The sequence below is a fragment of the Rothia sp. HMSC036D11 genome, from assembly GCF_001814205.1.
In the GTDB taxonomy this organism is placed as follows: Bacteria; Actinomycetota; Actinomycetes; order Actinomycetales; family Micrococcaceae; genus Rothia; species Rothia dentocariosa.
On the sequence record NZ_KV815315.1, the window covers coordinates 155223 to 181060 of the forward strand.

The window sequence follows — 25838 nt, forward strand, 5'->3', positions numbered from 1 at the left end:
CAAACAATATAGGTAATGAGCCGCATCATGAGTTTTCTGCACATTCCGCCTAAGCTCAAACCATATCTCACCCGAAATTTCGCCCGTACTGAGTGGATGCGCTATCGCCGCGACCATAACCGCGAATGGTTTCGCGCTGTTAGTGCCATTATTCACCTTGATATACGGCTTATAGTCTCGGCGGTCGTACTCTGGATTTTCACGCTGGCCGCCATGTATCACGGTACTTTTCAGCCCTATAAATACTGCGTTTTAGTGGCTATTAGCCTGCTCGGAATAATCACCATAACGCTCAATACCTTCTATGGACGCAAAATCGCCCATATTCTTTGTCCTATCCTCGGGCAGTTCATGTTCATTATGCTCTTGGTGACTCTGCAAGCTGTCCTGCTCATGCTGACCGGAACGGATTCCAGCCGCACGACCTTAAGAGATGCCGAAGGAACCTCGTTACGTATAACCGGATTCATCAGGGAAATACGCCCTCTTGACTCGCATACGAATATGATCATTCTCAGCACCGAAACGGCTCAATACCGTAATCTTCGAGCACCAATTCATGAAGATATTCGTATTTACAGCAACACCCAAAAACAGCAGCTTAACCCCGGAACCCGGGTTAACGCGCTCGGAACCCTTGAAAATAAAGGCACTACCGCATTCCTCAAAGGTGCAAGCATATTCCCTCAACCGAACCAAAATCTTGAGCACACACGCGCCCTAAACACTAGGATGCGCGATTACGCCCGCCGACACCTCGATGCCGAAACCACGGCGTTACTTCTAGGTACCGCCTATGGCGATGACTCCGCGATGCCCAACACCAGTAAGGAAAACTATAAGCTTAGCGGGCTCAGTCACCTTACCGCAGTCTCTGGAGCAAATATCGCCATCATTTTCATGGCTGGCTACCGTTTTGGAATTCTCGTGCGCGTTCCACGCCGCCTCATGATCGGAATGGGTATTACCGCCGTCGTTCTCTACTCCATGATTCTCACTTTTGAGGGATCCGTAATCCGCTCTATTCTCATGGGGTCACTAGGAGCTTTGGCGATGCTCCGCGGCACCGGGAGAAATACTCTTAGCGCGCTCGCCACCACTATCGTGTTCTGCCTCATCGCTGCGCCGAAACTCGCTGGTGACCTCGGCTTTATGCTCTCCACCGTGGCTACGGCATCGCTGATAGCGCTCGGACCCTCACTCACGCGCCTCTTGATGCGCGTCCTACCGCACACCCTCGCCGAACTTATAGCAGCTTCCGCCAGCGCCTCGCTCTGGTGTACCCCTGTGATTTTAGGTATCAGCGGCAAAATACCGCTCTATACCATTCCCGCAAATATGCTCGCCGCTCCACTAACCGCGATCACAATGTTTGCTGGTCTTGCCGCGTTCCTGAGCTACAGCATCAACTTCACGGCCATCACGGATATTGCTCTTATTCTCGGTAGAATACCGGCACAGGGCATCGAATACATAGCGAAATATTTTGCACACGCACCCGCAAATCCACTCGATGTAGATGTTACTCTGGCATCTGTAGCTTTTGCTGGAGTTACTGTCTTTGTGGGTAGCCTGCTGATATGGCTCTGGGATTACCATATTTACAAGCGCGAGCTTCACCTCGATTATGTACGTATACCCAATACTCGGCATGTAACTAGTACGCACCGTCAATCACTAACGCACCAAATCGATCAAAGACACTTCGGTATGATAGAAACAGCAACACACCGACGAGCAATGAGGTACCGTGACTCCCAGGGGAAGCTCATCACGCGGCAACTACCACGGCCAACGCGCTAATAAAGCGCTTGATAACGCATGGCGCACCGTAAGTCCTGCACCGGTCATCATGCTCCACGGTTCCGAAGAGTATTTCGCCTCACGAGCACGTGAACGTCTGCGCACCGCTTTTTATAGCACCTATCCAAATGCAGACCTAGTCACCATCAACGCTTCCACCTACACTGCGGGGGAACTCACTCTCCTCGCGAGCCCGTCGCTCTTCGGGACTGCCAAAATAATAGATGCTGACAACGTCGCCACCATGAGTGAAGACTTCCTTAACGATGTTCTCAGCTACATTGCTGCCCCAGAATCCGACATTATGCTCATCATGCAGCATTCCGGCGGCAACCGCGGCAAAAAACTCATTGATGCCATACGTAAAAGCCACGTTCTTATTCCCTGTAAACCGCTCAAAGCCGAGCGCGAAAAAACGGAATTTGTCACCGGTGAATTCCGAGCGGCTAAACGCACTATCGATCCCGGCGCCCTACGCCTACTCGTAGCCGCCACCAACGACACCGCTGAACTTGCCTCCGCCTGTGCTCAACTTCAAGCAGATGTTGCGGGAAATATTACCGAAGAGATCGTGAACCGTTACTATGGCGGGCGAACCGAAGTTACCGCTTTTCGGGTGGGAGACGCCGCTGTTACGGGAAACGCAGCAGAAGCGCTTAGGCTTTTGCGACATGCTTTAGCAACGGGAACAGAACCTATCCCTCTGTTGGGGGCACTTGCCATGCGTATTCGCAATATTGCCCGCGTGCATCATGTGCGTGCCAGTGCCCAGGAACTTGCCGGTGAGGTAGGTATGGCTCCATGGCAGGTTGAACAGGCACAACGCGACGGAAGGCGTTTCACCAGTGAACAGATCGCCCGTATCGTGCAGCTACTTGCTGATGCCGACGCACAGCTCAAGGGGGAGGGCCTAGACCCGGTATATGCGGTTGAACGCGCGGTACTTGCCATTGCATTGCCTCATAACCGCTCATAAATGCATTTTTATTTTGCTCATATATGAGCTAGGGAAAGATTTACGTCATAAGGCATAATGGACCCCATGCTACAAACACTGAAAAAAGCATTCTTCGCCGTTTTGCCTTCGCTTCGGAAAGCAGCAGAAGATGCTCTGCGCGATAACGCACAACAGTCGCAAGCACAGACCAACTACGATTCTGAACAACCTCAGACGTCAAATGCGCCGAAACCAGGTCCTGGTGCTTCTAAGTCTGCGCCCTCTCAACAGCAGAGTTCGCAGGGACAGGGCTCAGACTATCCAGGAGACTATCGCGGGTCTATTGACTTTGAGTATTCTCCCTCATTGGACGGCGATCCAGATCCTGGTGAGATCGTGTGGACTTGGGTTCCTTACGAAGAAGACCATACTCAGGGGAAAGATCGCCCGGTCATCCTTGTAGGACGTGACGGAGAATACCTGCTTGCCTTCATGATGACCAGCAAAGACCACAACAACCGCGATCATGCAGATTCTAATTATCTAGATATTGGTTCAGGCTCTTGGGATTCCCAGGGTCGGGCCTCCGAGGTCAAACTCAATCGCGTCTTACGGGTGCGTCCTGAGAACATGCGCCGTGAGGGGGCAATTATGCCTCAAGAGACTTTCCGCCTTATCGAACAAGCCTACAACCGCCGTTAGTCCGATATTGTACCTATCTCAAAAGCGCGAAAATCATATATCATCCTTGAAATAACAGGTATTCTTACAGGCATTTATCTGCTATGATTTGTGGTTGAGTGTCTGGTGGTCATCAGGCACTGCTGTCCGGTTGCCATAGGCATCCCCACGCCGCTCAGTCGATGATCGGTCAGCATAGCCCTCACCGACCAATAAGACAAACAGAAAGTTTAATCGTGGCTAATATCAAGTCCCAGAAAAAGCGCATCCTCACTAACGAGAAGGCTCGTCTGCGTAACAACGCTATTAAATCTGAGCTGAAGACCGCAACCCGCCGGGTTAAGGAAGCTGTTGAGGCACAGAACAAGGAAGCTGCCGAAGAGGCACTGCGTTTTGTGAGCCGCAAGCTAGATAAGGCTGTTTCTAAGGGTGTTCTGCACAAGAAGAACGCTGCTAACAAGAAGTCCGGTCTAGCGCATCTGGTTAACAAACTTTCCTAATGTCAGCCTCTGTATGAGGCGCATTGCGAAGTGATAAGGTTTCCCCGTCGGTTCTCTCCCGGCGGGGAATTCTTTGTGCCCGCCAGCCGTGCCGGTTCGCGCTTCCAGCGTGCATTATGGGAAAATAAAAGATAATTGTGCCAGCTGCCTGATGAACCTCCATGAAAGGAATATGCGAGTGGCTCCTCTGTCGAAAAATCCGCCAATACCGGCGGCTACCGACCCCGCGATTATTCGCAACTTCTGCATCATTGCACATATCGATCATGGAAAATCCACGCTCGCTGACCGTATGCTTCAGGCAACTGGCGTTGTCGCGCCGCGCGATATGAAGGCACAATACCTTGACCGCATGGATATTGAGCGTGAACGAGGCATCACCATTAAATCCCAGGCAGTACGTATGCCATGGGAGATCGACGGTACTTCCTATGCACTCAATATGATTGATACTCCGGGACACGTTGACTTCACCTATGAGGTCTCTCGCTCACTTGCCGCATGCGAAGGCGCTCTGCTTCTTGTTGATGCAGCGCAGGGGATTGAAGCCCAAACTCTCGCCAATCTCTACTTGGCAATGGAGAACGATCTTACGATTATTCCTGTCTTGAATAAGATCGACTTGCCCGCCGCTATGCCCGATAAATACGCTGAAGAGCTGGCGAACCTTATTGGCTGCGAACCTGACGAGGTTCTGCGGGTTTCAGGCAAAACTGGTGAGGGTGTAGAAGCTCTGTTGGACCGTATTGTCGAAGGCATACCCGCGCCTGTGGGGCAGGCGGACACGCCGGCCCGCGCCATGATTTTTGACTCGGTTTATGATTCCTATCGCGGAGTGGTCACCTATGTGCGTGTCGTAGACGGAAAACTTGAACCGCGCCAGAAAATCAAGATGATGTCTACCGGCGCAGAACACGATCTGCTTGAGATTGGGGTAATTTCACCCGACCCCATTCCCTCCAAAGGGCTGAGCGTGGGTGAAGTGGGTTATTTGATCACTGGCGTGAAGGACGTTCGGCAATCCCGCGTGGGCGATACCGTAACCTCTGCTGTAAAGCCTGCCGCAGAATCCCTAGGCGGCTATGAAGACCCGAAACCTATGGTGTTCTCTGGGCTATTTCCTATTGATGGTTCAGATTATCCGGCGTTGCGAGATGCCCTAGACAAGCTCAAGCTCAACGATGCTGCGCTTGTCTACGAACCCGAAACTTCTGCAGCACTCGGGTTCGGTTTCCGGTGTGGCTTCTTAGGCCTGCTGCACCTTGAAATCGTGCGCGAACGCTTGGAACGCGAGTTCAATCTCGACCTTATTTCGACCGCCCCCAACGTTATCTACGATGTTGTGGACGAATCGGGTAATGCAAAGCGCGTGACTAATCCAAGCGAGTTCCCCGAGGGTAAAGTCGCAACCATTCGTGAACCAATGGTGGCATGTACGATTATTGCCCCCAGCGACTATATTGGGGCGATCATGGAGTTGTGCCAGTCGCGCCGCGGGCAAATGGGCGGCATGGACTACCTATCTGAGGATCGCGTTGAGATGCGGTACCGCCTGCCGCTGGCCGAGATTGTCTTTGATTTCTTCGATCAGCTCAAGTCCCGTACTCGTGGGTATGCATCCTTGGACTGGAAGTTCGATGGTGAGGAAGAGGCTGACCTGGTGAAGGTCGATATCCTGCTTCAGGGTGAGAAAGTGGATGCTTTCTCGGCTATTACCCATCGCGACAAGGCCTATTCGTACGGTTTGATGATGACGAGTAAGCTTCGTGAGCTAATACCTCGTCAGCAATTTGAGGTTCCTATTCAGGCTGCTATTGGTTCTCGCATCATTGCCCGCGAGAATATTCGCGCTATGCGCAAGGACGTGCTGTCAAAATGCTACGGTGGCGATATTTCGCGTAAGCGCAAGCTGCTGGAAAAGCAGAAGGAAGGCAAGAAGCGCATGAAGATGGTCGGCCGCGTCGAGGTACCGCAAGAGGCATTCATCGCCGCCCTATCTTCGGGCGAAGAGAAAGAGAAGAAAGACAAAAAGAAGTAAATCTTTACCGTCTTTCTTGCGGGTAGAGACATGACTCCAAGAAAAGAGCATCTCTACCCGTCATTTTTACGCACACGCACTCGGCTAGATTCTCATGAAGGAGGCATTGTATGGCACCCGCGCAACCGGTTGGCGCGCCCGCGCCGCGTGATGGACGCATCCCAGCCTCGTGTGCGCACGGGTGCCAAAACCGTGATTTTAGCCTCTACGTACATATTCCGTTCTGCTCGGTGCGATGTGGGTATTGTGATTTCAACACTTATGCCACCGAAGATTTTGGTGACGGGATAGGGCTGGGTACGTATGCGGACGATGCTACAGCTGAGATTTTCTTTGCCGCTCGCACTCTTGAAGCATCCGGGGTGGTAAAGCGGCCGTTGCATACGGTATTCTTCGGCGGGGGTACGCCCACGAAACTCCCTGCGTATGATTTGGTGCGCATCCTGAGAACTGCAATTGATATTTTCGGTATCGAAGATGATGCTGAGGTCACCACCGAGGCTAATCCTGACTCTGTCACCTATGAGGATCTGCAGACGTTAAAAGACGGCGGATTTACGCGTGTTTCTTTTGGTATGCAATCTGTTGTGCCCGAGGTTTTGAAAGTTCTTGACCGTACCCACACACCCGAAAATGTTCCTAAAGTTGTGGCGTGGGCGCGAGATATTGGTCTTCAAGTATCGATAGATTTAATTTATGGCTCTCCGTCAGAAACGCTGGAGCAGTGGGAGCAAAGTGTGCAAGCGGCGATTTCTTATCAGCCAGACCACATTTCTGCATATTCTTTGATTGTTGAAGACGGTACTAAACTTGCCGCACAAATTCGGCGCGGTGAATATACAATGCCTGATGATGACCTCATGGCAGATATGTATTTGCGTGCAGAAGATCTTCTCATGCAAGCCGGATATCGGTGGTATGAGGTCTCGAATTATTCTCGGTCTGAGCATACTCGAAGTGACCATAATATGGCGTATTGGCGTAATCAAGACTGGTGGGGAATAGGACCGGGAGCACATTCACATATAAACGGTACCCGGTGGTGGAATATTAAACATCCCGTTCCCTATGCGCATCGCGTTCGAGCTGGGCAGTCGCCGGCCGCAGCGCGAGAGATTTTAGACTCAGATTCTCGTTCTTTTGAGACGATTATGCTGTTGATTCGAGTACGTGAGGGGTTGCCTATGCACGAGCTTCTAGCCGTGCATTCTGCCGCTGACCTGGGGTCTTCTTTACGGTGGTTGCTCTCGCAAGGTCTCATTGAATCCGATGTTTTTACGGATACCGGTATGCCCAATCCTGATGCTTCGGTAAAACTCACGTTGCAGGGTCGACTTTTAGGTGATGCTGTTACTCGAGAATTACTTCCAGATATAAAATAAATGTCTCGTAAAATATGCGAGAATACTTACCCCAAAAATATAATTGCCTTAACTTTCAGGATAAAATAATTGAATTACTAGACATTAGGTTGAAACTAAGGTAGAGTCTATATTGGCAGGACGGTATATGTTACAGCGTGTTGTCGTCTTTGCTGAAGTTGAGTGAATACGGTTGAAGGTCCCTTGTGTATCAGGGGCCTTCAATCGTTAACAGGTGTTTTATGTGGTATGTAATATGCGCGTAAAAATAAAGGGCCACATATTCCATATCGAAATAGTGACCCGGGGTGCCTTATACGATGTATAAGTCTGTTTATACGCGGCGCTCGGCTGCCTGTTGTTGCTGTTGCCCTTCCATTTCTTCTCGGTGCTGCTTCTTCTTTTCTTTGAAGTCTTCAGCAGGCTTGAGGAAAAGGTCAAGGATACGCAGGTTGAGCTTGTACCTATGAGGTTCTCCTTGAGCGGCGTAGATGCCCGCAATTACGGAACTGATCGCCATATAAAGCCACAGAATAGCAGTAAAGAACATCATGAGGCTTGCCATGCCGGGCACGAAGCTCAAAATGAGAAGAACAAGAATCATAATTGAAGGCAGAAGCGTAAAGTTCATGGCTTCACGTGACTCTTGCTCAGTGAAGGGGGCGCGGTCACGATACAAATAGTAGATAGCAGCGGCAGGCAAAAACCCGATGATGCCGCTAAAGTGAGCAAAAGTCGCCATGCTCCGGTCCTGCGACACAGGCAAAGGTGTAATGTTTCGTTTATGCCCCTCCGGGCGAGTATCTTGAACCACAGAAATCCTGATTATTACTCGTCTATTTTGCTCTGCCGTACACATGCCTCAGTTGGTGCACCTGTACAACCTAAAATCCTTATTTATTGTAACGTGTTTTACCGAACGCCTCGCCAGAGGCGCGGCATAGACAACCTGAGCTACTCACATTACCTTATTCAGTCAGAAAATCAATGAGCGACTCAACAGGTCCTAGCAGCGTAGGATCAAGATCGGAATAAGAGTCAACTCGGGAAAGAATACGTTTCCAGGCGTTTGCCACGTCTTCCTGGTTTTGATGTGGCTGTCCCAACCGACGTAGAATTCCTTTCTTCCAGTCCTCACCTCGAGGCACCTGCGGCCATGCCGGAATTCCGAGAACCTGCGGCTTGACGGCCTGCCAAATATCAATGAAAGGGTGCCCCACAATCTTAATATTTCCAGCAGCGCCGGGAACAGCTAAAGCCTCCGCCACAACACGTTCTTCCTTGGTGCCTTTCAGAAGATGATCCACAAGAATTCCAAGTCGTCGCTCTGGACCGGGGGAGAACTCTTTAACGGCAGTTGCTAAATCATCAACACCATGAAGGGGCTCGACCACAATACCTTCAACCCGCAGATCATGGCCCCACACTTTCTCGACGAGTTCCGCATCATGAAGCCCCTCAACCCAGATTCTGGATGCGCGCGCCACCCGTGCTGGAGCGTTTTCAACTGCTACTGAACCAGAACGAGAAATTTTGCGCCCTGAGGTCTTTCGTGGTGTTGGGGCAACAATCTCAACCGGTTCGCCCTCAAGAAAGTACCCGATTCCTAAAGGAAAATTTTTGACCCGTCCGTGAGCGTCTTCAAGCCCGAAAAATATTTCTCCACCAATACGTTCGGCATGCACTACTTCGCCAACCCACCCGTTAAGATCCTCAAGGACCATCCCGCGTTTTAGCTCGACCCGACGAGGAGGAGTAGGCCTGTTATTTATTGAGGCACGTGATAGATCTTGTGCACCCCAAGCGTATCGTTCACTCATATCTTGCATCCTTCGTACAACGGCACCACGGATATTGCCTGGTTTCCGCAGGTTAGCTTTTGGCAGAACCCATCCAATTCTAAAGTATTGATAACTCGCTTCTGGCGAAAGACTAGTACCGCTAGGGGTTACCCGGCTATGATAAAAGTAGTTTTTAGCACTCTCTCAACAAGAGTGCCAGATTATGCTTTTCCAGATTATTAACCACCGATAGGGTCGCAAGGAGTACCATGTCACACGAACGCCGCATGCGCATATTGCAGGCAATCGTTGAAGACTACGTGCGCACAGGCGAACCCATAGGTTCAAAGACGCTGGCACAGCGCCACCATCTTCAAGTATCCAGTGCCACGATACGCAATGATATGGCAGCTTTAGAAGAACAGGGGCTTTTGAGTGCACCGCACGCCAGCGCTGGGCGTATTCCTACAGAGCAGGGATACAGGTTCTTCGTCGATGCTCTAGCCGCGCCGCGTGCTCTCTCTGCAACCCAAGTTTCGGCGTTACGGCAAATTCTTGAAAGCGCACACAGCGTAGAAGACATGATTGAAGCCGCCACCCGAACACTTGCCCATCTCACGCATCAGGTGGCGCTTATCCAGTACCCAACACGTAACGCTGGAACTCTCTTGCATCTTGAGTTCGTACCCCTAGATTCACGCACGCTCTTAGCATTGCTTATCAGTGATCTTGGCACAATCCACCGGGTCACTGTGATACTGCCAGAGACTACAGCCTTATCGCATGATGAAACTGTGTCAGCTCTTGCAGCGATTAAAGAAAACCTGCTTAAAATGCTTCAGGGTTTACCTTTCGAAAACATAAGTGCATTGTTGCCAGAAGCGCATCATCCAGCGTTGCGAGGCCGCTCTCCGGAGCTCACCGAAGTTATCGTGGATCATCTGCGAGCACAGCCTTATTTTGAACGAGATATTCGCTTCGCGATCTCTGGCACCTCAAACCTAGCACGAAGTCACGACGACTTCTCGGCGAGCATAGCTCCCATTTTGGATGCGCTCGAAGAACAAGTTACGCTGCTTCGCGTGCTGTCTCACGCATCGGTTCAAGAAGCCGGGTACAGTGTAAGGATCGGTCACGAGAATACGGAGCAAGCGCTTCAAGGAGCTTCTATTGTCACTGGTGAATACGATTCACCCGTTGTAGTTTCATACGGCAAACAACATTTACCAGACAATGAAGGCGCCTTGGGGAAGCATACGGCAAAACTTGGCGTGGTGGGTCCAGTCCGCATGGATTACCGTGGTAACATTGCGGCGGTGAACGCGGTAGCTCGCTATCTAGGTCATGTCTTAGGCACACGAGCATCATGACATCAAGCGGGTAACTCCTCAGAGCCCCACAAATTTACAGATTTTATATTGACACCATACCCGGAGCACTCCGGTACGAAAAGGATAGAAGAAACACGTGAGCGATCACTACTCAACTCTTGGAGTCTCAAAGGACGCAAGCCCCGAAGAGATTAAAAAAGCGTACCGTAAAAAGGCGCGTCAACTGCACCCCGATGTTAACCCATCCGAAGAGGCAGCCGAGGAGTTCAAACGTGTAACCCTCGCCTATGAAGTACTCTCAGATAACGAGAAACGCCGTAATTACGACGCTACCGGCGACGAACAGGGTCGTGCAGGATTCCCTGGAGGCGCAGGAGGATTTGGCGGCTTCGGCTCAGGAAGTTTCGGGTTTCAAGATCTTTTCGATATGTTTACCGGAGGCGGTGGACAAAGCGGTCCCGCGTCCCGCGTACGCCAGGGACAAGACGCACTTATCAACGTCTCAATATCCCTCAAAGACGCAGTTTTTGGCGTCGAAAAGACTGTAGAGCTTAACACGGCCGTCACTTGTAAATCCTGTGAAGGTGAAGGAACAGCTCCCGGAACCCACCCCGAAACCTGTGAGACCTGTCATGGCCAGGGATTCATGCAGCGCCGTGTTCAATCCATCCTAGGAACCGTCATGCAGCAGGTAGAGTGCCCCAGCTGTCAGGGATATGGCACCGTCATCAAACACCGCTGCCCAGAATGCCACGGACAGGGCCGTGTGGGCGAAAAACTCCCGCTGACCTTCACCGTTCCCGCCGGTGTTAATGACGGAGCCCGCATACGTCTGCGAGGTAAAGGCGAAGCTGGACTCAATGGTGGTCCCAATGGCGATCTTTATATTGATCTCAACGTTAAGCGCGATAAATACTTTGTTCGCGATGGTGATAATCTCACCACAACGGTGAATATTCCTATGGTCGCAGCCGTTTTAGGAACCACCGTACCCTTAGAAACCTTCGATGGGGTTCAAGAGATCACCATCCCTGAAGGCGCACAAAGCGGCGACATCGTAACTTTGAACGGCTTAGGTGTTACCCGCCTTCACTCCGATAAACGCGGAGACCTACAGGTACGTATTCAGGTCACAACACCGACCAATGTAAACTCCGAACAACGTGAGTTGCTCCAAAAATTCGCTGAACTTCGTGGAGAAGACTTGCACGAAGGCACCCACGTCAAACAAAAACATGGTCTTTTTTCGCGACTCAAAGACCAATTTAAATAGACAACATTCTTTGTATCCGAAGTGTTCTGAAAATCCTAGTACGGTAAGATGAAACACTTCGGATACAGCTTTATCAAGGATCTTATGAGCGCCCCCATTTTCTACATTACCGCCAAAGAGCTAGCCAGCTGCACGGCAGGGAGTACATTTACTCTAACTGGCCCGGAGGCGCATCACGCCAAGGTGAAACGCTTAGCTATAGGGGAGAACCTTGACCTTGCAGACGGCCAAGGGCATCGTATCCACGGTATTGTTTCAGCGATTTCCTCTAAAGGACTTGAAGTTACAGTCCAAAACCTAGATAAGGATGATAACAGCCTCTCAGTTTCCCTTGTGCAGGCACTCGCCAAAGATAACCGAGACATATTGGCAATTGAGACCGGCACCGAACTTGGAATTCGGAGCGTTATCCCGTGGAGTGCCGATCGCTCTATCGTGCGGTGGAAAGGGGAACGCGCTACTAAAGCTCACCAAAAGTGGCAAAATACTGTCTCTGCCGCCGCTAAGCAATCGCGTCGAGCGCTCATTCCTACCGTGGAAGAGCTGTATTCTTCGCAGGAACTCGCAGAACACATACGCGAGCTCACAGATCAGGGAGCGTATGTCTACATTCTGCATGAACAGGCCACTGAACCCTTAAGCGAATATCTGCGAAAGATTGGGTACAGCCCTGATAATCCCACCAGAATTTATATTCTTGTAGGACCTGAAGGAGGCATCACCGAGCGGGAAATCGAACTTTTCACGCGGGCGGGTGCGCACAAGGCACTGTTAGGAACTGAAATTCTGCGAGCCTCCACTGCTGGTGCCGCAGCACTGTGCACTATCAACGTAGTGTTGGGACGCTGGTAAGTAACGTTACACTTATTTAAGAACCAACAAGCCAAGGAGCTTACTTTTGACGACTACCTCACGACCCCTCTCAACGGCACGTACCGTATCTTTCAAAAGCGCCGCAGAGATGATAGCGGTTCTTGGCCCTCAAGACGCGCATCTCACTATTGTTGAGGACTATTTCGACAATATTTCAATTCGTCCCAAGGATCTTGATCTTCTTATTTCCGGTCCGTCCGTGTCTGTTACCACGGTTGCGAAGCTTCTCAATGAACTTCGTGTACTCGCTAGTCACGGTACACAGATTACAGTACAAGTTATCCATCGTCTGATGGGTATGCTCGGTGATGAACTTTCAAATCCAGCACATACGCTCTCAGCGAGTATTCTTTCAACACGCGGTACGACGATTCGCCCGAAGACGGTAAACCAGAAAAAATATGTGGATGCTATTGACGCAAATACTGTTGTCTTCGGCATTGGTCCCGCTGGTACCGGTAAAACATATTTAGCTATGGCAAAAGCAGTGCAAGCCCTACAAAGCCGCGAGGTTAACCGAATTGTCTTAACTCGCCCCGCAGTAGAAGCAGGCGAGCGTCTAGGCTTTTTACCGGGAACTCTCAACGATAAGATTGACCCTTACTTGCGTCCTCTCTATGATGCTCTACACGACATGCTTGAACCGGAGGCTATCCCTAAGCTTATGGAGGCAGGAACAATTGAGGTTGCACCCCTCGCATATATGCGCGGGCGTACATTGAATGACGCTTTCGTCATCCTTGATGAAGCACAGAACACGACGGCTGAACAGATGAAGATGTTCCTGACTCGTTTAGGTTTTGGCTCCAAGATGGTAATCACCGGCGATATTACACAGGTTGATCTGCCGGGTGGCCAAGCTTCGGGGCTTAAACAGGTACGTAATATTTTGACCGGAGTTGATGACATTGTTTTTAGCACCCTGGATTCCTCTGATGTCGTGCGCCATAGTCTAGTGTCTAACATTGTCTCCGCGTACGATCAGTGGGGCGAAGATCAAAAGGCTATGGAACGTAAACGTAATCGTAAAGTTAAGCGCGCCACGATTGAAGCTGCGGCTGAGAAACTTTTGGATCGAGCCGGAATTAACGGTGGTGAGTCTGGGGAGAACCAGTCACAGCAGAAGGGTGGACAACGCTAGTGGCTGTACTTGATTTTCATGTTGAGGACCCTAATGAGAAACCTGGTAACGTCACGACTCAGCTTGTTCATGATGCTTTTGCGTCAGTGGATACCGAAGTTCTCAGCAATCTGGTGGATTACATCTTCGCGAAGCTTTTCATAAGCAAAGATACTTATCTCTCTATCGCCATTGTTGGGGAGAAGCAGATGGAGAAGATTCATCTGGAATGGATGGACTTACCTGGGGCAACCGATGTCATGAGCTTTCCAATGGATGAGCTTGTTCCCGGCACTGAAGATGAGCTTGCCCAGGGTATGCTGGGCGATATTGTGCTCTGCCCGCCGGTTGCGGCTCGTCAGGGTGCTGACGCCGGGCATTCCACGCTTGATGAGCTATGTCTGCTGACAACGCACGGGATTCTCCATTGTTTGGGGTATGATCATGGGAGTGCACAGGAAGAAGCTGAAATGTTTGGGCTTCAACGCTCTTTGCTCGAAGGCTTCTTGGGACGTGCTGCCCCCGTCGAGACTCGACATTAGGGGTATTTATGGCCGGGCTATTACTCTTTATCCTTGCTCTTATCGCAACGGTTTTAGCGTTTACAATCACTGTTGCGGAAACCGCCTTTGTCTATTTACCACGCACTGAGGCAGAGGAAGTCGCGCAAGAACACCCACATAGTGTTTTTGCACGGGTTTTGACCGAAGCAAGTACCGGAAATGACGAGCGGTATACGCATCCCTTGCGGCTGGCGCGGGTTCTTACGACCGGGGTGGCTACTCTTGCCTTTATGGTCGCTATCCTTAGCATAGTCGAGCATCACTGGCTGGCTGGGCTTATTACTTTGGTATGTGTCGCGTTAGTGGGATATCCGCTGCTTACGGTGTTGGCCCGGGCTTTAGGCCGTAACCGCGCGGTCGTGATGTTAAGAGGTCTTGCTACTCCTGTGCATTTCACCGCGATTACTCTCGGGTGGTTATCGTCTTTTCTTGATGCACTTGTACATAAGGCAGCACCACAGCGTGTTTTAGATGGTCCTGCCGGTGTTTTTGCCGAAGATGAGCTTCGCGAGTTCCTGGATCGTGCCTCTGATGCTGAGACTATTGAAGATGATGAGGCACAGATTGTTCAGTCGGTTTTCGAGCTTGATGATACGCGCATCCGCTCTATTATGGTGCCGCGCACAGATATGTTGACTGTTGAGGCTAATGAGAGTATCGAGAACGCGCTTAGCCTTTTTCTGCGTTCGGGATATTCGCGTATGCCGGTGATTGGGGAATCAAACGACGATGTGCTTGGCATCCTATATCTCAAGGACTGCATGCAGGCTCATCTTGCCCATAGCCGCGGTGATGCGCCAGAGCCTAGCATTATCTCTCTTATGCGTGAGGCACGTTTTGAGCCTGAATCGAAGAAAGTTATGGATCTTTTGCGACAAATGCAACGGGAATCAACGCACGTTGCCGTCGTGGTTGATGAGTATGGCGGTACCGCCGGTATGGTCACGCTTGAGGATCTTATCGAAGAGCTCGTTGGCGATATTTCGGACGAATATGACAACGAGAAACCTGAGTATTCCCTTCAGGAAGATGGAAGCTTCAAAGTTTCGGCGCGCCTAAGCGTTGAAGATCTTGGAGAAATTTTTGGGATTGACCTTGACGACGAAGATGTAGATACCGTAGGCGGTTTGTTAGCGAAGCACCTAGGGAAAGTACCTATCGTGGGATCTGAAGTTACGGTTGAGGGTATTACCATTCGTGCCATTGGTAGCAGCGGGCGGCGCCATCAAGTCGATATGTTACGAGTGTACCGTCAAGAATCGCAGCCTCACTTAGGCGAAGAATCAAACTCACCGGAGGGCACAGGCTTCAACACGCCGCTAGATTCATCTTCTTCTCAGCAAACATTCAACTAATTTTTATACGCTTAGCATTTCATCAGAAACGAGGAATCATGGATATCGAACGTGGCGGCTCTACTCAGCCTGCTTTCCCTGAGCATTATCGTGCAGGGTTTGTATCTTTAGTGGGGCGTCCCAACGCTGGAAAATCAACCCTTACGAATGCTTTGGTAGGGCAGAAGGTGGCGATTACATCAAGTCGCCCCCAAACAACACGCCACACGATTCGCGGTATTGTGCATCGAGACGATTATCAGCTGATCCTTGTTGATACTCCAGGTATTCACCGCCCTCGTACCCTTTTGGGGGAGCGGCTTAATGATCTTGTTGCGGGCACTCTTTCTCAAGTGGATGTCCTGGGGTTTTGCATCCCGGCAAACGAGAAAATTGGTCCCGGTGATCGTTATATTGCTTCTCAGTTGGTGGCTTCAAGTAATAAACCTGTCGTGGCAATAGTCACAAAATCTGATACTGTCGGTAACGATCAGCTTTCTGAACAGCTTATAGCGGTGCAGGCTCTTGGCGAAGAGGTAATGAGCGCAGAACGCGCCGATCGAGCCCGCCGGGCTACGCATCGTGAGAATCGTGTATCGCTTAGCAAAAAAGACAATAAAAATATACCTTTTGCCAAAGGTTCAGGTCCCGCAGCTCAACGACGAACTGGCAAAAATTATGAGCCCACAGTCCATGACGGTCAGGGTGGTTGGGCTGATATTATCCCGGTTTCAGCGGTACAGCACTTTCAAGTCGATGCCGTTGCTGACGTTTTAGCAAGTTACATGCCGGTTTCACCTCCGCTCTATCCTGAGGGTGAACTTACAGACGAACCTGAAGCTACCATGATCGCAGAATTTGTGCGTGAGGCCGCCTTAGAAGGCGCACGTGAAGAACTGCCTCATTCTATTGCCGTCACTGTTGAGGAAATGAACTTTCGAGAAGGCCGTTCAAAAGATAACCCCTTGCTGGATGTACATGTTAACCTGTTTGTGGAACGCGAATCGCAAAAGTACATTATTATCGGCAAGGGTGGTTCTCATCTTCGGAAGATTGGTACACAAGCGCGTGAGCAGATTGAGGCTATGCTAGGCACTCGTGTATACCTCAATATTCATGTCAAGGTAGCTAAAGAGTGGCAATCTGATCCCCGAGCGTTGAATCGTCTAGGTTTTTAAGCGGTCCTGATACATAGAAAGAGAGTTGGTATGCCTCAGGCACCTTCTATGAAGAGTAGTGGTCGCCATATGCGCCACGGCATCATGAAGTCGGCGCGTAACAAGTGGATTGCGCTCTTGAGCGTCTGCATGTTGGTCGTCCTCATGGGCTTCGGCGGAGCTATTCTGCTGCGTCTGCGCGCAAATTTGCATACTGAGCCGCTGAATATTAGTGACTTTACGGGTGCGGTTGAGAATGGTGCGCTCGACATTCTGATTATCGGATCGGATACCCGTAAAGGTAATAATGGCGCCTACGGGAACGATGATGACCGCAACTCAGAAGCTCGTTCCGATGTGATGATGCTCCTGCAGATCAGCGCAGATCGTAAGAACGTAAATGTGCTGTCCTTTCCTCGTGACTTGGTGGTTTCGATCCCAAAATGTACCGATCCCAAGACCAATAAAGCCTATGAAGCTGAGGACGATATACAAATCAACGAATCATTGGCACGCGGCGGTCCCGGATGTACGGCAGCTACTATCAGCAAGCTCACGGGCGTACACATTGACCACTTCATGCTGGTAGATTTCAATGCGGTTAAAGAACTCTCTCGCGTAGTAGGCGGCGTCGAAGTCTGTGTAGATAACCCCGTCAACGACGAGTACAGCGGATTGAATCTACCCGCTGGCAACTCGAAGGTCGAGGGAGAGCAGGCGCTTGCGTTCCTGCGTTCACGCCACGGCTTTGGTGATGGCTCTGATATTGGTCGTATTCAAGCTCAACAGGGGTTCTTGTCAGCTCTGCTTCGTAAGGTCAAGGCAGAGGGAACACTCGATAATCCAAATAAACTTTTGAATATTGCGGAGGCTATCACCCAGAACGTCACGGTTGATGATGATCTGGGCAATCCCAACGAGATTGCCGGTATCGGTGCGACCATTGGCGGCATCGACCTGTCCGAGGTGGTTTTTGCAACTATCCCAACCGAGCCGTGGAACCAAGATCCCAACCGCCTGCGGCTTACCTCTGAGGCGCAGTCGGTGTTCCAGCGCCTTCGTGATGATAAGTCGTTGAAGGTTGAAGAAGCTAAGCAAGGCGATAATGCACCTGCACAGCTTGATAAGTCGATACCTATCACCGTGTATAACGCTACGGGCATTGACGGTCGTGCTGCAGCCCTTGCTCGTATCATCGGTAATCTTGGATACACAAGTGTAACCCCGGCAAGTACTGCCGAATCTGTTTCTACCACCACAATTTCTTATGGCGAGGGTTACGAAGCTGAGGCGCGCGAAATTGCTGCAAAGATGAATATCACGCGGGTAGAGCCGAACGCTCAGGTTACCGGCGTAACGCTTACCATCGGCACCGATTTCCCCAGTGGTGATGCGATGGAGAAACAAGATTCGCAGATCGCGGGTGGAGCTGCCGGTCAGACTGCTGATCAGGCCACCTGCCAGCATGCATTTGCTTATTAATGTAGTAAGGCTTTGACGCCTACTTTACGGGAGGTGCCGCCTAAGGTTTTAAACCTTAGGCGGCACCTCCCGCTTCTGCTTCAGCAGGTACGTTTTGGAAAATTTCTATTCCATATGATGGACGAGAGGAGTGTTGGGAAATAGCTCCTCTTCTGTCTCGTGGTAGCGTTGAGATATGAAGACTCTCGGCGACTGTGCAGTTTCGCATCTGCTTCTCCTTATTCGCCGGAACGGGGCTTAGTTATTTCCGCACCCGTTCCGGGTATTTTGTGCGGCGCATTTTCGCGATTTATCACACCCGTTTATGAGCCTAATTTCAAGGCACGATTCTCAAGGAATTTAGTATGCAAAACTTCCAGCAGCCTTCGTCCATGCCAGTACATAAATATCGTCCTTTTCACGAGCAGATTAAAGTTGATCTGCCGGATCGTACTTGGCCTTCACATGTAGCTACTCAAGCGCCACGTTGGTGTGCAGTTGATTTGCGTGACGGCAACCAAGCATTGGTTGATCCTATGGACACAAAACGCAAACTGGCGATGTTCGATTTACTCGTTCGTATGGGGTACAAAGAAATTGAGGTTGGTTTTCCCTCAGCGTCACAAACTGATTTTGATTTTGTGCGCACTCTGGTAGAAGACGGACATATTCCGGAAGATGTCACCATTCAGGTTTTGGTACAGGCGCGAGAGCATCTGATTGCTCGTACCTTTGAAGCCATCGAAGGCGCTCCTCAAGCCATTGTTCATTTTTATAATTCAACTTCTGTGCTGCAGCGCCGCGTAGTATTCCGTCAAGATGAAGACGGTATCTTGGATATTGCTCTGCAGGGTGCACGCCTGTGTAAGAAATACGAAGAGCAAATGATTACGGATACCAAGGTTCTGTATGAGTACTCGCCGGAATCTTTTACGGGGACCGAACTTGAGTATGCGGCGCGCGTATGTAATGCCGTCGCAGATGAGCTTGAGGTCGGCGTCAATGGTCGCGAGCTCATCGTAAACCTGCCTGCTACCGTTGAGATGGCAACGCCTAATGTTTACGCAGACTCTGTGGAATGGATGAACCGTCATCTCAATCACCGTGACCACATCGTTTTGTCCCTACACCCCCATAACGACCGTGGTACGGGTGTTGCCGCCGCCGAATTAGGATATTTGGCGGGTGCTGACCGCATTGAGGGGTGTCTTTTCGGCAACGGGGAGCGTACCGGTAACGTCGACCTGGTTACTCTGGGCTTGAATCTCTATACCCAGGGGATCGATCCTCAGATTGATTTCTCTAATATTGATGAAATCCGCAAAACCGTTGAATATTGTAACCAGATGCCGGTTCATGAGCGTTCCCCCTATGGCGGCGATCTGGTGTTTACCGCTTTCTCTGGCTCGCATCAAGACGCTATCAAGAAGGGTTTTGAAGCTCTTGAAACTAGTGCAGCCGAGCAGGGTAAGACTGTGGACGAGGTTTTCTGGGAAGTTCCGTACCTTCCTATCGATCCACGAGATTTGGGACGCACCTATGAAGCCATTATCCGCGTGAATTCGCAGTCTGGTAAGGGTGGTGTTGCATATCTGCTGAAGAAGGATTACGGCCTGGATTTGCCCAAGCGTGCCCAGGTTGAGTTCTCACAGATTGTGCAGGCTCGCACTGATGCTGACGGCGGCGAGATGACCTCGCAAAATCTGTGGAATATTTTCACGGATGAATACTTGCCTGCTCCTGATGATCAGCCTCGTTGGGGTAAGTATCGTATTGAGTCGATCAATATTGAGTCTGCTGACACGGGCTCGACATCCCTTCGCGTAGGGCTGAATATTGATGGTCATCTCTTTACCCGTACCGGTACGGGAACTGGTCCCGTGGATGCGCTTCAGAGTATTCTTCGTGACGAAGGCGTAGATCTGCGTGTGCTCGATTATTCCGAACACACCATGTCCTCCAGTTCAGCCGCAAACGCTGCCTGCTATATTGAGGTTGCTATTGATGCGCGTGTGCTTTGGGGCATCGGGGTGGATGACTCGACCACTCGTGCAGCGCTGAAGGCTATGGTTTCAGCTGTGAACCGTGCGTTGCGTGATGAAGCGCATTCATCATCCATCTAAAGGTAAATCCTGCCTGTAAACACGGGGTTCTAGCGGTACATGTGCTGCTAGAACCCTGCTGTTTGTTAGGGAACGCGTGAGGACGACGGTTCACAAACCCAGACATGCGTTATCAGGTACGGTATTCTTGATTATCGTGGAGTATATTCAAGCAATTATTCTAGGTTTCGTACAGGGCCTTACCGAGTTCCTTCCGATCTCGTCGTCTGCCCATTTGCGCATTGTCGGTCAACTGTTGCCCGAAAATGTTGATCCTGGTGCCGCTTTTACCGCTATTACCCAGTTGGGGACTGAGACGGCGGTCCTAGTCTTTTTCTGGCGTGATATTGTGCGTATTATTCGTGCCTGGTTCGGTTCGCTCACCGGTAAAGTCAAGCGAGATGATCCTGATGCACGTATGGGATGGCTCATTATTATTGGTTCAATCCCCATTGGTGTTCTGGGTTTCCTCTTGGAAGACTACATCGACACCTCGTTCAGGTCTTTGTGGATTGTCGGGGCGCTTCTGATCGTTTTTGCTGTCTTCCTTGCGGTAGCCGATCGTTTCGGTAAGGAACAACGAGAGCTTAAAGACCTCAATATGAATCATGGTCTAGTCTATGGTTTGGCACAATCCTTAGCTCTTATCCCAGGTGTTTCTCGCTCGGGCGGCACCATTATGGCTGGCTTGTTCATGGGATACACTCGTGAGGCTGCAGCCCGCTACTCATTCCTGCTGGCGATGCCTGCTGTGTATATGTCTGGGCTTTATAAGGCCAGTAAAGTGGTTATCGGTCAAGAACACCTAGAGTATTATGGTTTGCTCTCCACGCTCATCGCAACTGTGATTGCTTTTGTCGTTGGTTATTTGATCATCGGTTGGTTCCTCAAGTACGTATCGACTCGGTCATACAGTATTTTCGTGTGGTACCGCATCATTCTGGGCACGCTAATTTTCGTAGGCCTGGGTACAGGCTTTATTACGTCGTAGTACGCTTTGAGCGTTCACCATGTTATACCCGTCCGCTAGGTTGAGCTGGGCGGGTATGCTTGTAGGTAGATTTTTGGTCGTTGAAAGGAAGCCCTATGCGAGCTTGGGATACGCCCACAGTTCCGTCTCTGCCGGGGTCGGCACCACTACCGCAGATCTTTGATACTTCGACGGGCACTGTGGTTCAGCTTCAAGAGCCCCAACACGCAGGGTTATATGTCTGCGGGATAACCCCGTACGATGCAACGCATATGGGCCATGCTTCAACCTATGTTGCTTTTGATGTGCTCAATCGTGCCTGGCGTGATGCCGGGGTAAATGTCACTTATGTACAAAATGTGACTGATGTAGACGACCCACTATTAGAGCGTGCCACTGCTACTGGCGTTGATTGGCAAGAACTTGCCGAAGAGCAGACTGAACTTTTCAGGACCGATATGGAGGCGCTTAATGTGCTTCCGCCTGATCATTATGTGGGCGTAGTTGAATCCATTCAATGGCTTTTCCCGGTGATTGAGGATCTTGTTGAACGTTCCCTGGCGTATCGTGTGGCGGGGTATGTCGATGAAAAGGGTGTGCAGCACCCCGACGGTGATATCTATCTTGATCTAAAGGCGGTACAGGCACTTCCACAGAATAAGGACGGATATTCCTGGGCTCCTGGCGAAGTCAGCCACATGAGCCGCGATGAGATGCTCGATATTTTCTCTGAACGTGGGGGAGACCCTGAGCGTTCGGGCAAACGTGACCCGTTAGACCCGCTTTTGTGGCGTATTAAGCGTGAAGGTGAGCCTTCGTGGGATGCAGGCTCTCTAGGGGAGGGACGTCCCGGCTGGCATATTGAATGCACGATGATTGCTCGTAAATTTATAGATGGTCCGCTGACGGTTCAAGCAGGTGGTTCCGATCTAAAATTCCCGCACCATGATTTGGGTGCCGGACATTCATGGGCCGTCTCGAACCGTCCACATGCTTTGCACTATGCGCACACTGGGATGGTGGGACTTGATGGTCATAAGATGAGTAAATCACGCGGTAACCTCGTGCTAGTTTCTAAACTGCGTGCAGCGGGTGTTGATCCCAATACGATTCGACTCGCTATTATGGATCACCATTACCGTGAAGATTGGTTCTGGACTGATGAGTCTCTTGAGAAGGCTCAAGCTCGTCTAGATCTTTACCGTCAGGCGGTTGAAAGTGCTAACGGCACTGATTCATCTGCGGCTGAACAGACGCTAAAGAAGGTACGGGAGTATCTGGCGGATGATCTGAAAACATCAGGCGCGCTCATGGCACTTGACGCTTGGGCTATTTCGGCTCTTGAGCAGGTGCGCGATGGTAACGCTGAGCCTTGTGGCGGCGGAGAACTTATTCGAGATACGCTCTCAGCACGCCTAGGAGTTGTGCTCTAAAACAGGTTCTACTATGAACGACTGGTTCCCGTACTAAGCTTTGAGTCTTGATATGGGAACCTTTGTTTATCCATAGAACCGGTAGAATAGAAATAAACTACGTGACAAGGAGACACACAGCATATGACCACTCCCACCGGTGCCATTAACCGCCGTGGTTCATTCCGCCCCGGCGAGCGCGTGCAATTAACCGACGAGCGTGGTCGCATCACCACCATCACCCTGCAGCAAGGTGGGGAGTACCATTCACATCGAGGGTTCCTCGAACACGATGAACTCATCGGTGCGCCTGAAGGAACTGTTATTGAGAACACTCACGGTTTTCTTTATCAGGCGCTGCGCCCTCTGTACAAAGATTTTGTGTTGTCTATGCCGCGTGGTGCTGCCGTGGTGTACCCCAAAGATGCCGCTCAGATTATTGTGAAGGCCGATATTTTTCCGGGGGCTCGTGTTGTCGAAGCCGGTGTTGGTTCCGGTGCTCTTTCTATCGCTTTGTTGCGAGCTGTAGGCGATGATGGCTGTGTGCATTCTTTTGAACGTCGCGAAGAATTCGCTGAGGTCGCGCGTGCAAATATTGAGACTATGTTCGGGGGAGCGCATCCCGCGTGGAAGCTGAGCATTGGCGATCTCCAAGAGAGACTTCCCGAAATTGAGCAGCCCGGCAGTGTCGATCGTGTGGTACTTGATATGCTTGCGCCTTGGGAATGTTTGGATGCTGTTGCGCAGGCTCTTGCACCGGGCGGGGTGTTAATTTGTTATGTGGCAACGGTAACCCAAATGTCTCGTCTGGTGGAAGGGCTGCGTGCGGATGGTCGTTTTACAGAGCCTGAGTGCGATGAAACTATGGTGCGCGGTTGGCATGTTGAGGGGTTAGCGGTTCGTCCAGATCACCGGATGGTTGCGCATACAGCTTTTCTGATCGTAGCGCGGCGCCTTGCTGATGGGGCTGTTCGTCTTTCTCCGAAGCGTCGGGCTTCTAAAAACGACTTCACCGATGATGATATGAATGCCTGGATTCCGATGAATGTGGGGGAGCGAGAGGTTACTGATAAGAAGGTGCGCCGTGCTCTACGGGACGCTAAAAATCTTGCGGAGCATGCAGCGCACGCGCATCGGGTGGCTGTAGCTGAATCTCAGGAAGAAACTTCTATACCCAATGGTTTATATAAACCCGAGTAGGCTTGACCAATATTCCAAGCCCGCAGCGGTGGGCAAAAAACGCCGTCTATGACAAGTTTGCTGATGAGAGGAAAAGGATTTGACGCCTGAACATATAAATCCGTCTCGGGAATCGTCTTCAGATCCCAAGTCGTCGGCTCGTCAGTCAAGCCCTGCGCCGCATTATTCTGCAGCTCAGAGCCAGAATCCGATTCCTTCTTCTCGCGCTGTAAGCCCCCAAGAGTATGAGGCTTTACTGAGGCGTGTAAGTGCTGCTGAGTCGACTCGCACTAATATGAACCGGCAGTTACGAGCCGCTTCTGAGAAAAATCGTAAATTGGTTGAGGCGCTTACTCATTTCAAATATGAGATTGAGCGGCTGCGGGCTTCACTTGCGCAAGAGATCATGCCCCCGTTGAATTCAGGAATTATTCTTGCGGTCAGTACGGGACAGCGTATGACCTACGCGCAGGCTACTGACGATAAGAGTCCCGCTGAAACCGAGGACTACCTTGATGTCCAAATCGGGGGACGTTTTATGCGTATTCCTCTCTCCCCACTTTTGGATCGTAAAAACTTGGCACCGGGTATGACGGTTCTCCTCAATGAACAGTCTGAAGCTGTTCTATCCCTTGGATATGAATCCTATGGGGACGTTGTGACAATTCGTGAGGTTCTGAGCCCCCAAAAAGTGCTCATCGATACTGCTTCTGGTGCTCAGCAAGTTGCCCGTGTCTCAGGGGAGCTTGATGTCGATTCCCTGCGCACAGGTGATGCAGTTACCCTAGATAGCCGCATCCGGATGGTTACCGGGATAGTTCCGGCAAGCCGCTCTCAAGAACTCGTTCTCGAAGAGATTCCGGATATTTCTTACGAAGATATTGGTGGCCTCGGAGCGCAAATTGAGCAGATCCGCGATGCCGTTGAGCTGCCTTACCTGCACCCAGAGATTTTCGAGCGTTACCATTTGGCACCGCCCAAAGGTATATTGCTCTACGGACCGCCCGGAAACGGTAAGACCATGATCGCCAAAGCTGTGGCAAACTCACTAGCGGCGCGTGCTGCCGCGTTAAACCCAGGTATAAATACTCGCGGTTATTTCCTTAATATCAAAGGCCCAGAGCTCCTCGACAAATTCGTGGGAGAGACCGAACGGCAGATCCGTGATATTTTCGTGGCGGCGCGGGAAAAAGCCCAAGCTGGTCACCCAGTCGTTGTGTTCTTCGACGAAATGGAGTCACTATTCCGTACCCGTGGCACGGGGCGTTCTTCAGATATAGAAACCACCATCGTTCCACAGCTTCTTGCCGAAATCGACGGCGTTGAATCCTTACAGAACGTTATCGTCATCGGCGCCACAAACCGTGAAGACCTCATTGACGCTGCAGTTATGCGCCCAGGGCGCCTCGACCTGAAAATCCGTATTAACCGTCCAGATGCCTCTGGAGCTACCGAGATTTTCGGGCTATATCTCACGGACGATCTGCCTCTAGATCCCCACGAAGTCGCCAAGCACGGTTCGACAGAGGCGACGCTAGCAGCCATGATCTCTGCCGCCGTCGCGCAGCTTTACGCTCGTACTTCCGCTAACGCCTATGTAGCAGCAACTTTGGACCAGGGTATTAACACGGCAGATAATTCCCGCCTGCACGAAGAGACCCTATATCGCGGTGACTTTGTCTCTGGCGCCGTTATCCGCAACATTGTGGATCGCGCTAAAAAGTACGCCATCAAGGAGCACCTCAGCCACGCAAGTTCACCGCTCACTAATACTAGCCCTGAAATCCTGTCAGAAGGTATTACCACACGGCATCTTCTCGAAGCGGTTCGCGCAGAATTTGAAGATCAAGTTGAGCTGCCACCCCTACCTGATGTTGAAGATGCACTCACCGTACGCGGAATACGAGGCAGGATTCTTTCCATCACGCCGCCGCATACCGCCACTACACCTTAATTATTCCA

General features: G+C 50.9%; 21 protein-coding genes. 19 read left to right on the forward strand and 2 right to left on the reverse strand.

What is annotated here, in order from left to right:
- Positions 1–27: 27 nt before the first annotated feature.
- The 6 genes from HMPREF2958_RS08855 (at position 28) to hemW (ending at position 7341) form a co-directional block, all read left to right on the forward strand.
- Positions 28–1803 (forward strand): ComEC/Rec2 family competence protein, encoded by a 1776-nt coding sequence (locus HMPREF2958_RS08855; RefSeq protein WP_246828099.1) that lies wholly within the window; start codon positions 28–30, stop codon positions 1801–1803.
- Positions 1751–2779, forward strand: a complete 1029-nt coding sequence (holA, locus tag HMPREF2958_RS08860; RefSeq protein ID WP_070697720.1) for a DNA polymerase III subunit delta — start codon at positions 1751–1753, stop codon at positions 2777–2779. Before HMPREF2958_RS08855 ends, holA begins: the two co-directional genes overlap by 53 nt.
- A 57-nt stretch (positions 2780–2836) precedes the next feature.
- A complete protein-coding gene (locus tag HMPREF2958_RS08865; RefSeq protein ID WP_083313733.1) occupies positions 2837–3442 on the forward strand; it encodes a type II toxin-antitoxin system PemK/MazF family toxin in 606 nt (201 codons plus the stop codon).
- A 215-nt stretch (positions 3443–3657) separates the two neighbouring features.
- The gene (gene rpsT, locus HMPREF2958_RS08870) at positions 3658–3921 is read left to right on the forward strand and encodes a 30S ribosomal protein S20 (protein WP_004004703.1); all 264 of its coding nucleotides are present in this window, start codon (positions 3658–3660) and stop codon (positions 3919–3921) included.
- A gap of 178 nt (positions 3922–4099) precedes the next feature.
- Positions 4100–5959 (forward strand): translation elongation factor 4, encoded by a 1860-nt coding sequence (lepA, locus tag HMPREF2958_RS08875; protein ID WP_041321792.1) that lies wholly within the window; start codon positions 4100–4102, stop codon positions 5957–5959.
- Positions 5960–6069: 110 nt separating this feature from the next.
- The gene (gene hemW, locus HMPREF2958_RS08880) at positions 6070–7341 is read left to right on the forward strand and encodes a radical SAM family heme chaperone HemW (RefSeq protein WP_070697721.1); all 1272 of its coding nucleotides are present in this window, start codon (positions 6070–6072) and stop codon (positions 7339–7341) included.
- 313 nt (positions 7342–7654) lie between these two features.
- On the opposite strand, the gene HMPREF2958_RS08885 is transcribed toward hemW, so the two are convergent.
- Together HMPREF2958_RS08885 and HMPREF2958_RS08890 are read right to left on the reverse strand one after the other, a co-directional pair.
- Positions 7655–8062 carry a DUF4870 domain-containing protein gene (locus HMPREF2958_RS08885; protein WP_004004700.1) on the reverse strand — a complete coding sequence of 136 codons (408 nt, stop codon included), beginning with the start codon at positions 8060–8062 and terminating at the stop codon, positions 7655–7657.
- 226 nt (positions 8063–8288) lie between these two features.
- Positions 8289–9140 carry a DUF3097 family protein gene (locus HMPREF2958_RS08890; RefSeq protein WP_246828100.1) on the reverse strand — a complete coding sequence of 284 codons (852 nt, stop codon included), beginning with the start codon at positions 9138–9140 and terminating at the stop codon, positions 8289–8291.
- Between the two features lie 230 nt (positions 9141–9370).
- Between HMPREF2958_RS08890 and hrcA the strand changes: the two genes are divergently transcribed.
- The 13 genes from hrcA to arc all read left to right on the forward strand — a co-directional run bounded on the left by hrcA (position 9371) and on the right by arc (position 25830).
- Positions 9371–10471: a heat-inducible transcriptional repressor HrcA gene (gene hrcA / locus HMPREF2958_RS08895; RefSeq protein WP_070697725.1), complete on the forward strand. Its 1101-nt coding sequence runs from the start codon at positions 9371–9373 to the stop codon at positions 10469–10471.
- A 97-nt stretch (positions 10472–10568) separates the two neighbouring features.
- Positions 10569–11705, forward strand: a complete 1137-nt coding sequence (dnaJ, locus tag HMPREF2958_RS08900; RefSeq protein WP_004004697.1) for a molecular chaperone DnaJ — start codon at positions 10569–10571, stop codon at positions 11703–11705.
- An 84-nt stretch (positions 11706–11789) separates the two neighbouring features.
- Positions 11790–12557, forward strand: a complete 768-nt coding sequence (locus tag HMPREF2958_RS08905) for a 16S rRNA (uracil(1498)-N(3))-methyltransferase (protein WP_004004696.1) — start codon at positions 11790–11792, stop codon at positions 12555–12557.
- A 46-nt stretch (positions 12558–12603) separates the two neighbouring features.
- Positions 12604–13719, forward strand: a complete 1116-nt coding sequence (locus tag HMPREF2958_RS08910; protein ID WP_004004695.1) for a PhoH family protein — start codon at positions 12604–12606, stop codon at positions 13717–13719.
- Positions 13719–14240 (forward strand): rRNA maturation RNase YbeY, encoded by a 522-nt coding sequence (gene ybeY, locus HMPREF2958_RS08915; protein ID WP_070697727.1) that lies wholly within the window; start codon positions 13719–13721, stop codon positions 14238–14240. Before HMPREF2958_RS08910 ends, ybeY begins: the two co-directional genes overlap by 1 nt.
- An 8-nt stretch (positions 14241–14248) precedes the next feature.
- The gene (locus tag HMPREF2958_RS08920; protein WP_070697729.1) at positions 14249–15616 is read left to right on the forward strand and encodes a hemolysin family protein; all 1368 of its coding nucleotides are present in this window, start codon (positions 14249–14251) and stop codon (positions 15614–15616) included.
- A gap of 38 nt (positions 15617–15654) precedes the next feature.
- On the forward strand, positions 15655–16773 hold the full coding sequence (locus HMPREF2958_RS08925; RefSeq protein ID WP_070697731.1) for a GTPase Era: 1119 nt from the start codon (positions 15655–15657) through the stop codon (positions 16771–16773).
- Between the two features lie 30 nt (positions 16774–16803).
- Positions 16804–18234 (forward strand): LCP family protein, encoded by a 1431-nt coding sequence (locus HMPREF2958_RS08930; protein WP_070697734.1) that lies wholly within the window; start codon positions 16804–16806, stop codon positions 18232–18234.
- A gap of 344 nt (positions 18235–18578) precedes the next feature.
- On the forward strand, positions 18579–20336 hold the full coding sequence (leuA, locus tag HMPREF2958_RS08935) for a 2-isopropylmalate synthase (RefSeq protein WP_070697736.1): 1758 nt from the start codon (positions 18579–18581) through the stop codon (positions 20334–20336).
- Between the two features lie 136 nt (positions 20337–20472).
- Positions 20473–21306, forward strand: coding sequence for an undecaprenyl-diphosphate phosphatase (locus tag HMPREF2958_RS08940; RefSeq protein ID WP_172884759.1), 834 nt, complete (start codon positions 20473–20475; stop codon positions 21304–21306).
- A gap of 95 nt (positions 21307–21401) precedes the next feature.
- Positions 21402–22718: a cysteine--1-D-myo-inosityl 2-amino-2-deoxy-alpha-D-glucopyranoside ligase gene (mshC, locus tag HMPREF2958_RS08945; protein ID WP_070697738.1), complete on the forward strand. Its 1317-nt coding sequence runs from the start codon at positions 21402–21404 to the stop codon at positions 22716–22718.
- Between the two features lie 123 nt (positions 22719–22841).
- Positions 22842–23897, forward strand: coding sequence for a tRNA (adenine-N1)-methyltransferase (locus HMPREF2958_RS08950; RefSeq protein ID WP_070697740.1), 1056 nt, complete (start codon positions 22842–22844; stop codon positions 23895–23897).
- Positions 23898–24171: 274 nt separating this feature from the next.
- Positions 24172–25830 carry a proteasome ATPase gene (arc, locus tag HMPREF2958_RS08955; protein WP_141755808.1) on the forward strand — a complete coding sequence of 553 codons (1659 nt, stop codon included), beginning with the start codon at positions 24172–24174 and terminating at the stop codon, positions 25828–25830.
- Positions 25831–25838: the final 8 nt, after the last annotated feature.

What these genes read in the sequence shown, in the direction of transcription:
- mshC (WP_070697738.1), top strand. Translation starts at nt 21,402, where the DNA reads ATGCGAGCTTGGGATACGCCCACAGTTCCGTCTCTGCCGGGGTCGGCA.
- HMPREF2958_RS08920 (WP_070697729.1), top strand. Translation starts at nt 14,249, where the DNA reads ATGGCCGGGCTATTACTCTTTATCCTTGCTCTTATCGCAACGGTTTTA.
- hemW (WP_070697721.1), top strand. Translation starts at nt 6,070, where the DNA reads ATGGCACCCGCGCAACCGGTTGGCGCGCCCGCGCCGCGTGATGGACGC.
- hrcA (WP_070697725.1), top strand. Translation starts at nt 9,371, where the DNA reads ATGTCACACGAACGCCGCATGCGCATATTGCAGGCAATCGTTGAAGAC.
- arc (WP_141755808.1), top strand. Translation starts at nt 24,172, where the DNA reads ATGAACCGGCAGTTACGAGCCGCTTCTGAGAAAAATCGTAAATTGGTT.
- HMPREF2958_RS08885 (WP_004004700.1), bottom strand. Translation starts at nt 8,062, where the DNA reads ATGGCGACTTTTGCTCACTTTAGCGGCATCATCGGGTTTTTGCCTGCC.
- HMPREF2958_RS08855 (WP_246828099.1), top strand. Translation starts at nt 28, where the DNA reads ATGAGTTTTCTGCACATTCCGCCTAAGCTCAAACCATATCTCACCCGA.
- leuA (WP_070697736.1), top strand. Translation starts at nt 18,579, where the DNA reads ATGCAAAACTTCCAGCAGCCTTCGTCCATGCCAGTACATAAATATCGT.
- HMPREF2958_RS08930 (WP_070697734.1), top strand. Translation starts at nt 16,804, where the DNA reads ATGCCTCAGGCACCTTCTATGAAGAGTAGTGGTCGCCATATGCGCCAC.
- HMPREF2958_RS08950 (WP_070697740.1), top strand. Translation starts at nt 22,842, where the DNA reads ATGACCACTCCCACCGGTGCCATTAACCGCCGTGGTTCATTCCGCCCC.
- HMPREF2958_RS08865 (WP_083313733.1), top strand. Translation starts at nt 2,837, where the DNA reads ATGGACCCCATGCTACAAACACTGAAAAAAGCATTCTTCGCCGTTTTG.
- HMPREF2958_RS08905 (WP_004004696.1), top strand. Translation starts at nt 11,790, where the DNA reads ATGAGCGCCCCCATTTTCTACATTACCGCCAAAGAGCTAGCCAGCTGC.
- HMPREF2958_RS08890 (WP_246828100.1), bottom strand. Translation starts at nt 9,140, where the DNA reads ATGAGTGAACGATACGCTTGGGGTGCACAAGATCTATCACGTGCCTCA.
- HMPREF2958_RS08925 (WP_070697731.1), top strand. Translation starts at nt 15,655, where the DNA reads ATGGATATCGAACGTGGCGGCTCTACTCAGCCTGCTTTCCCTGAGCAT.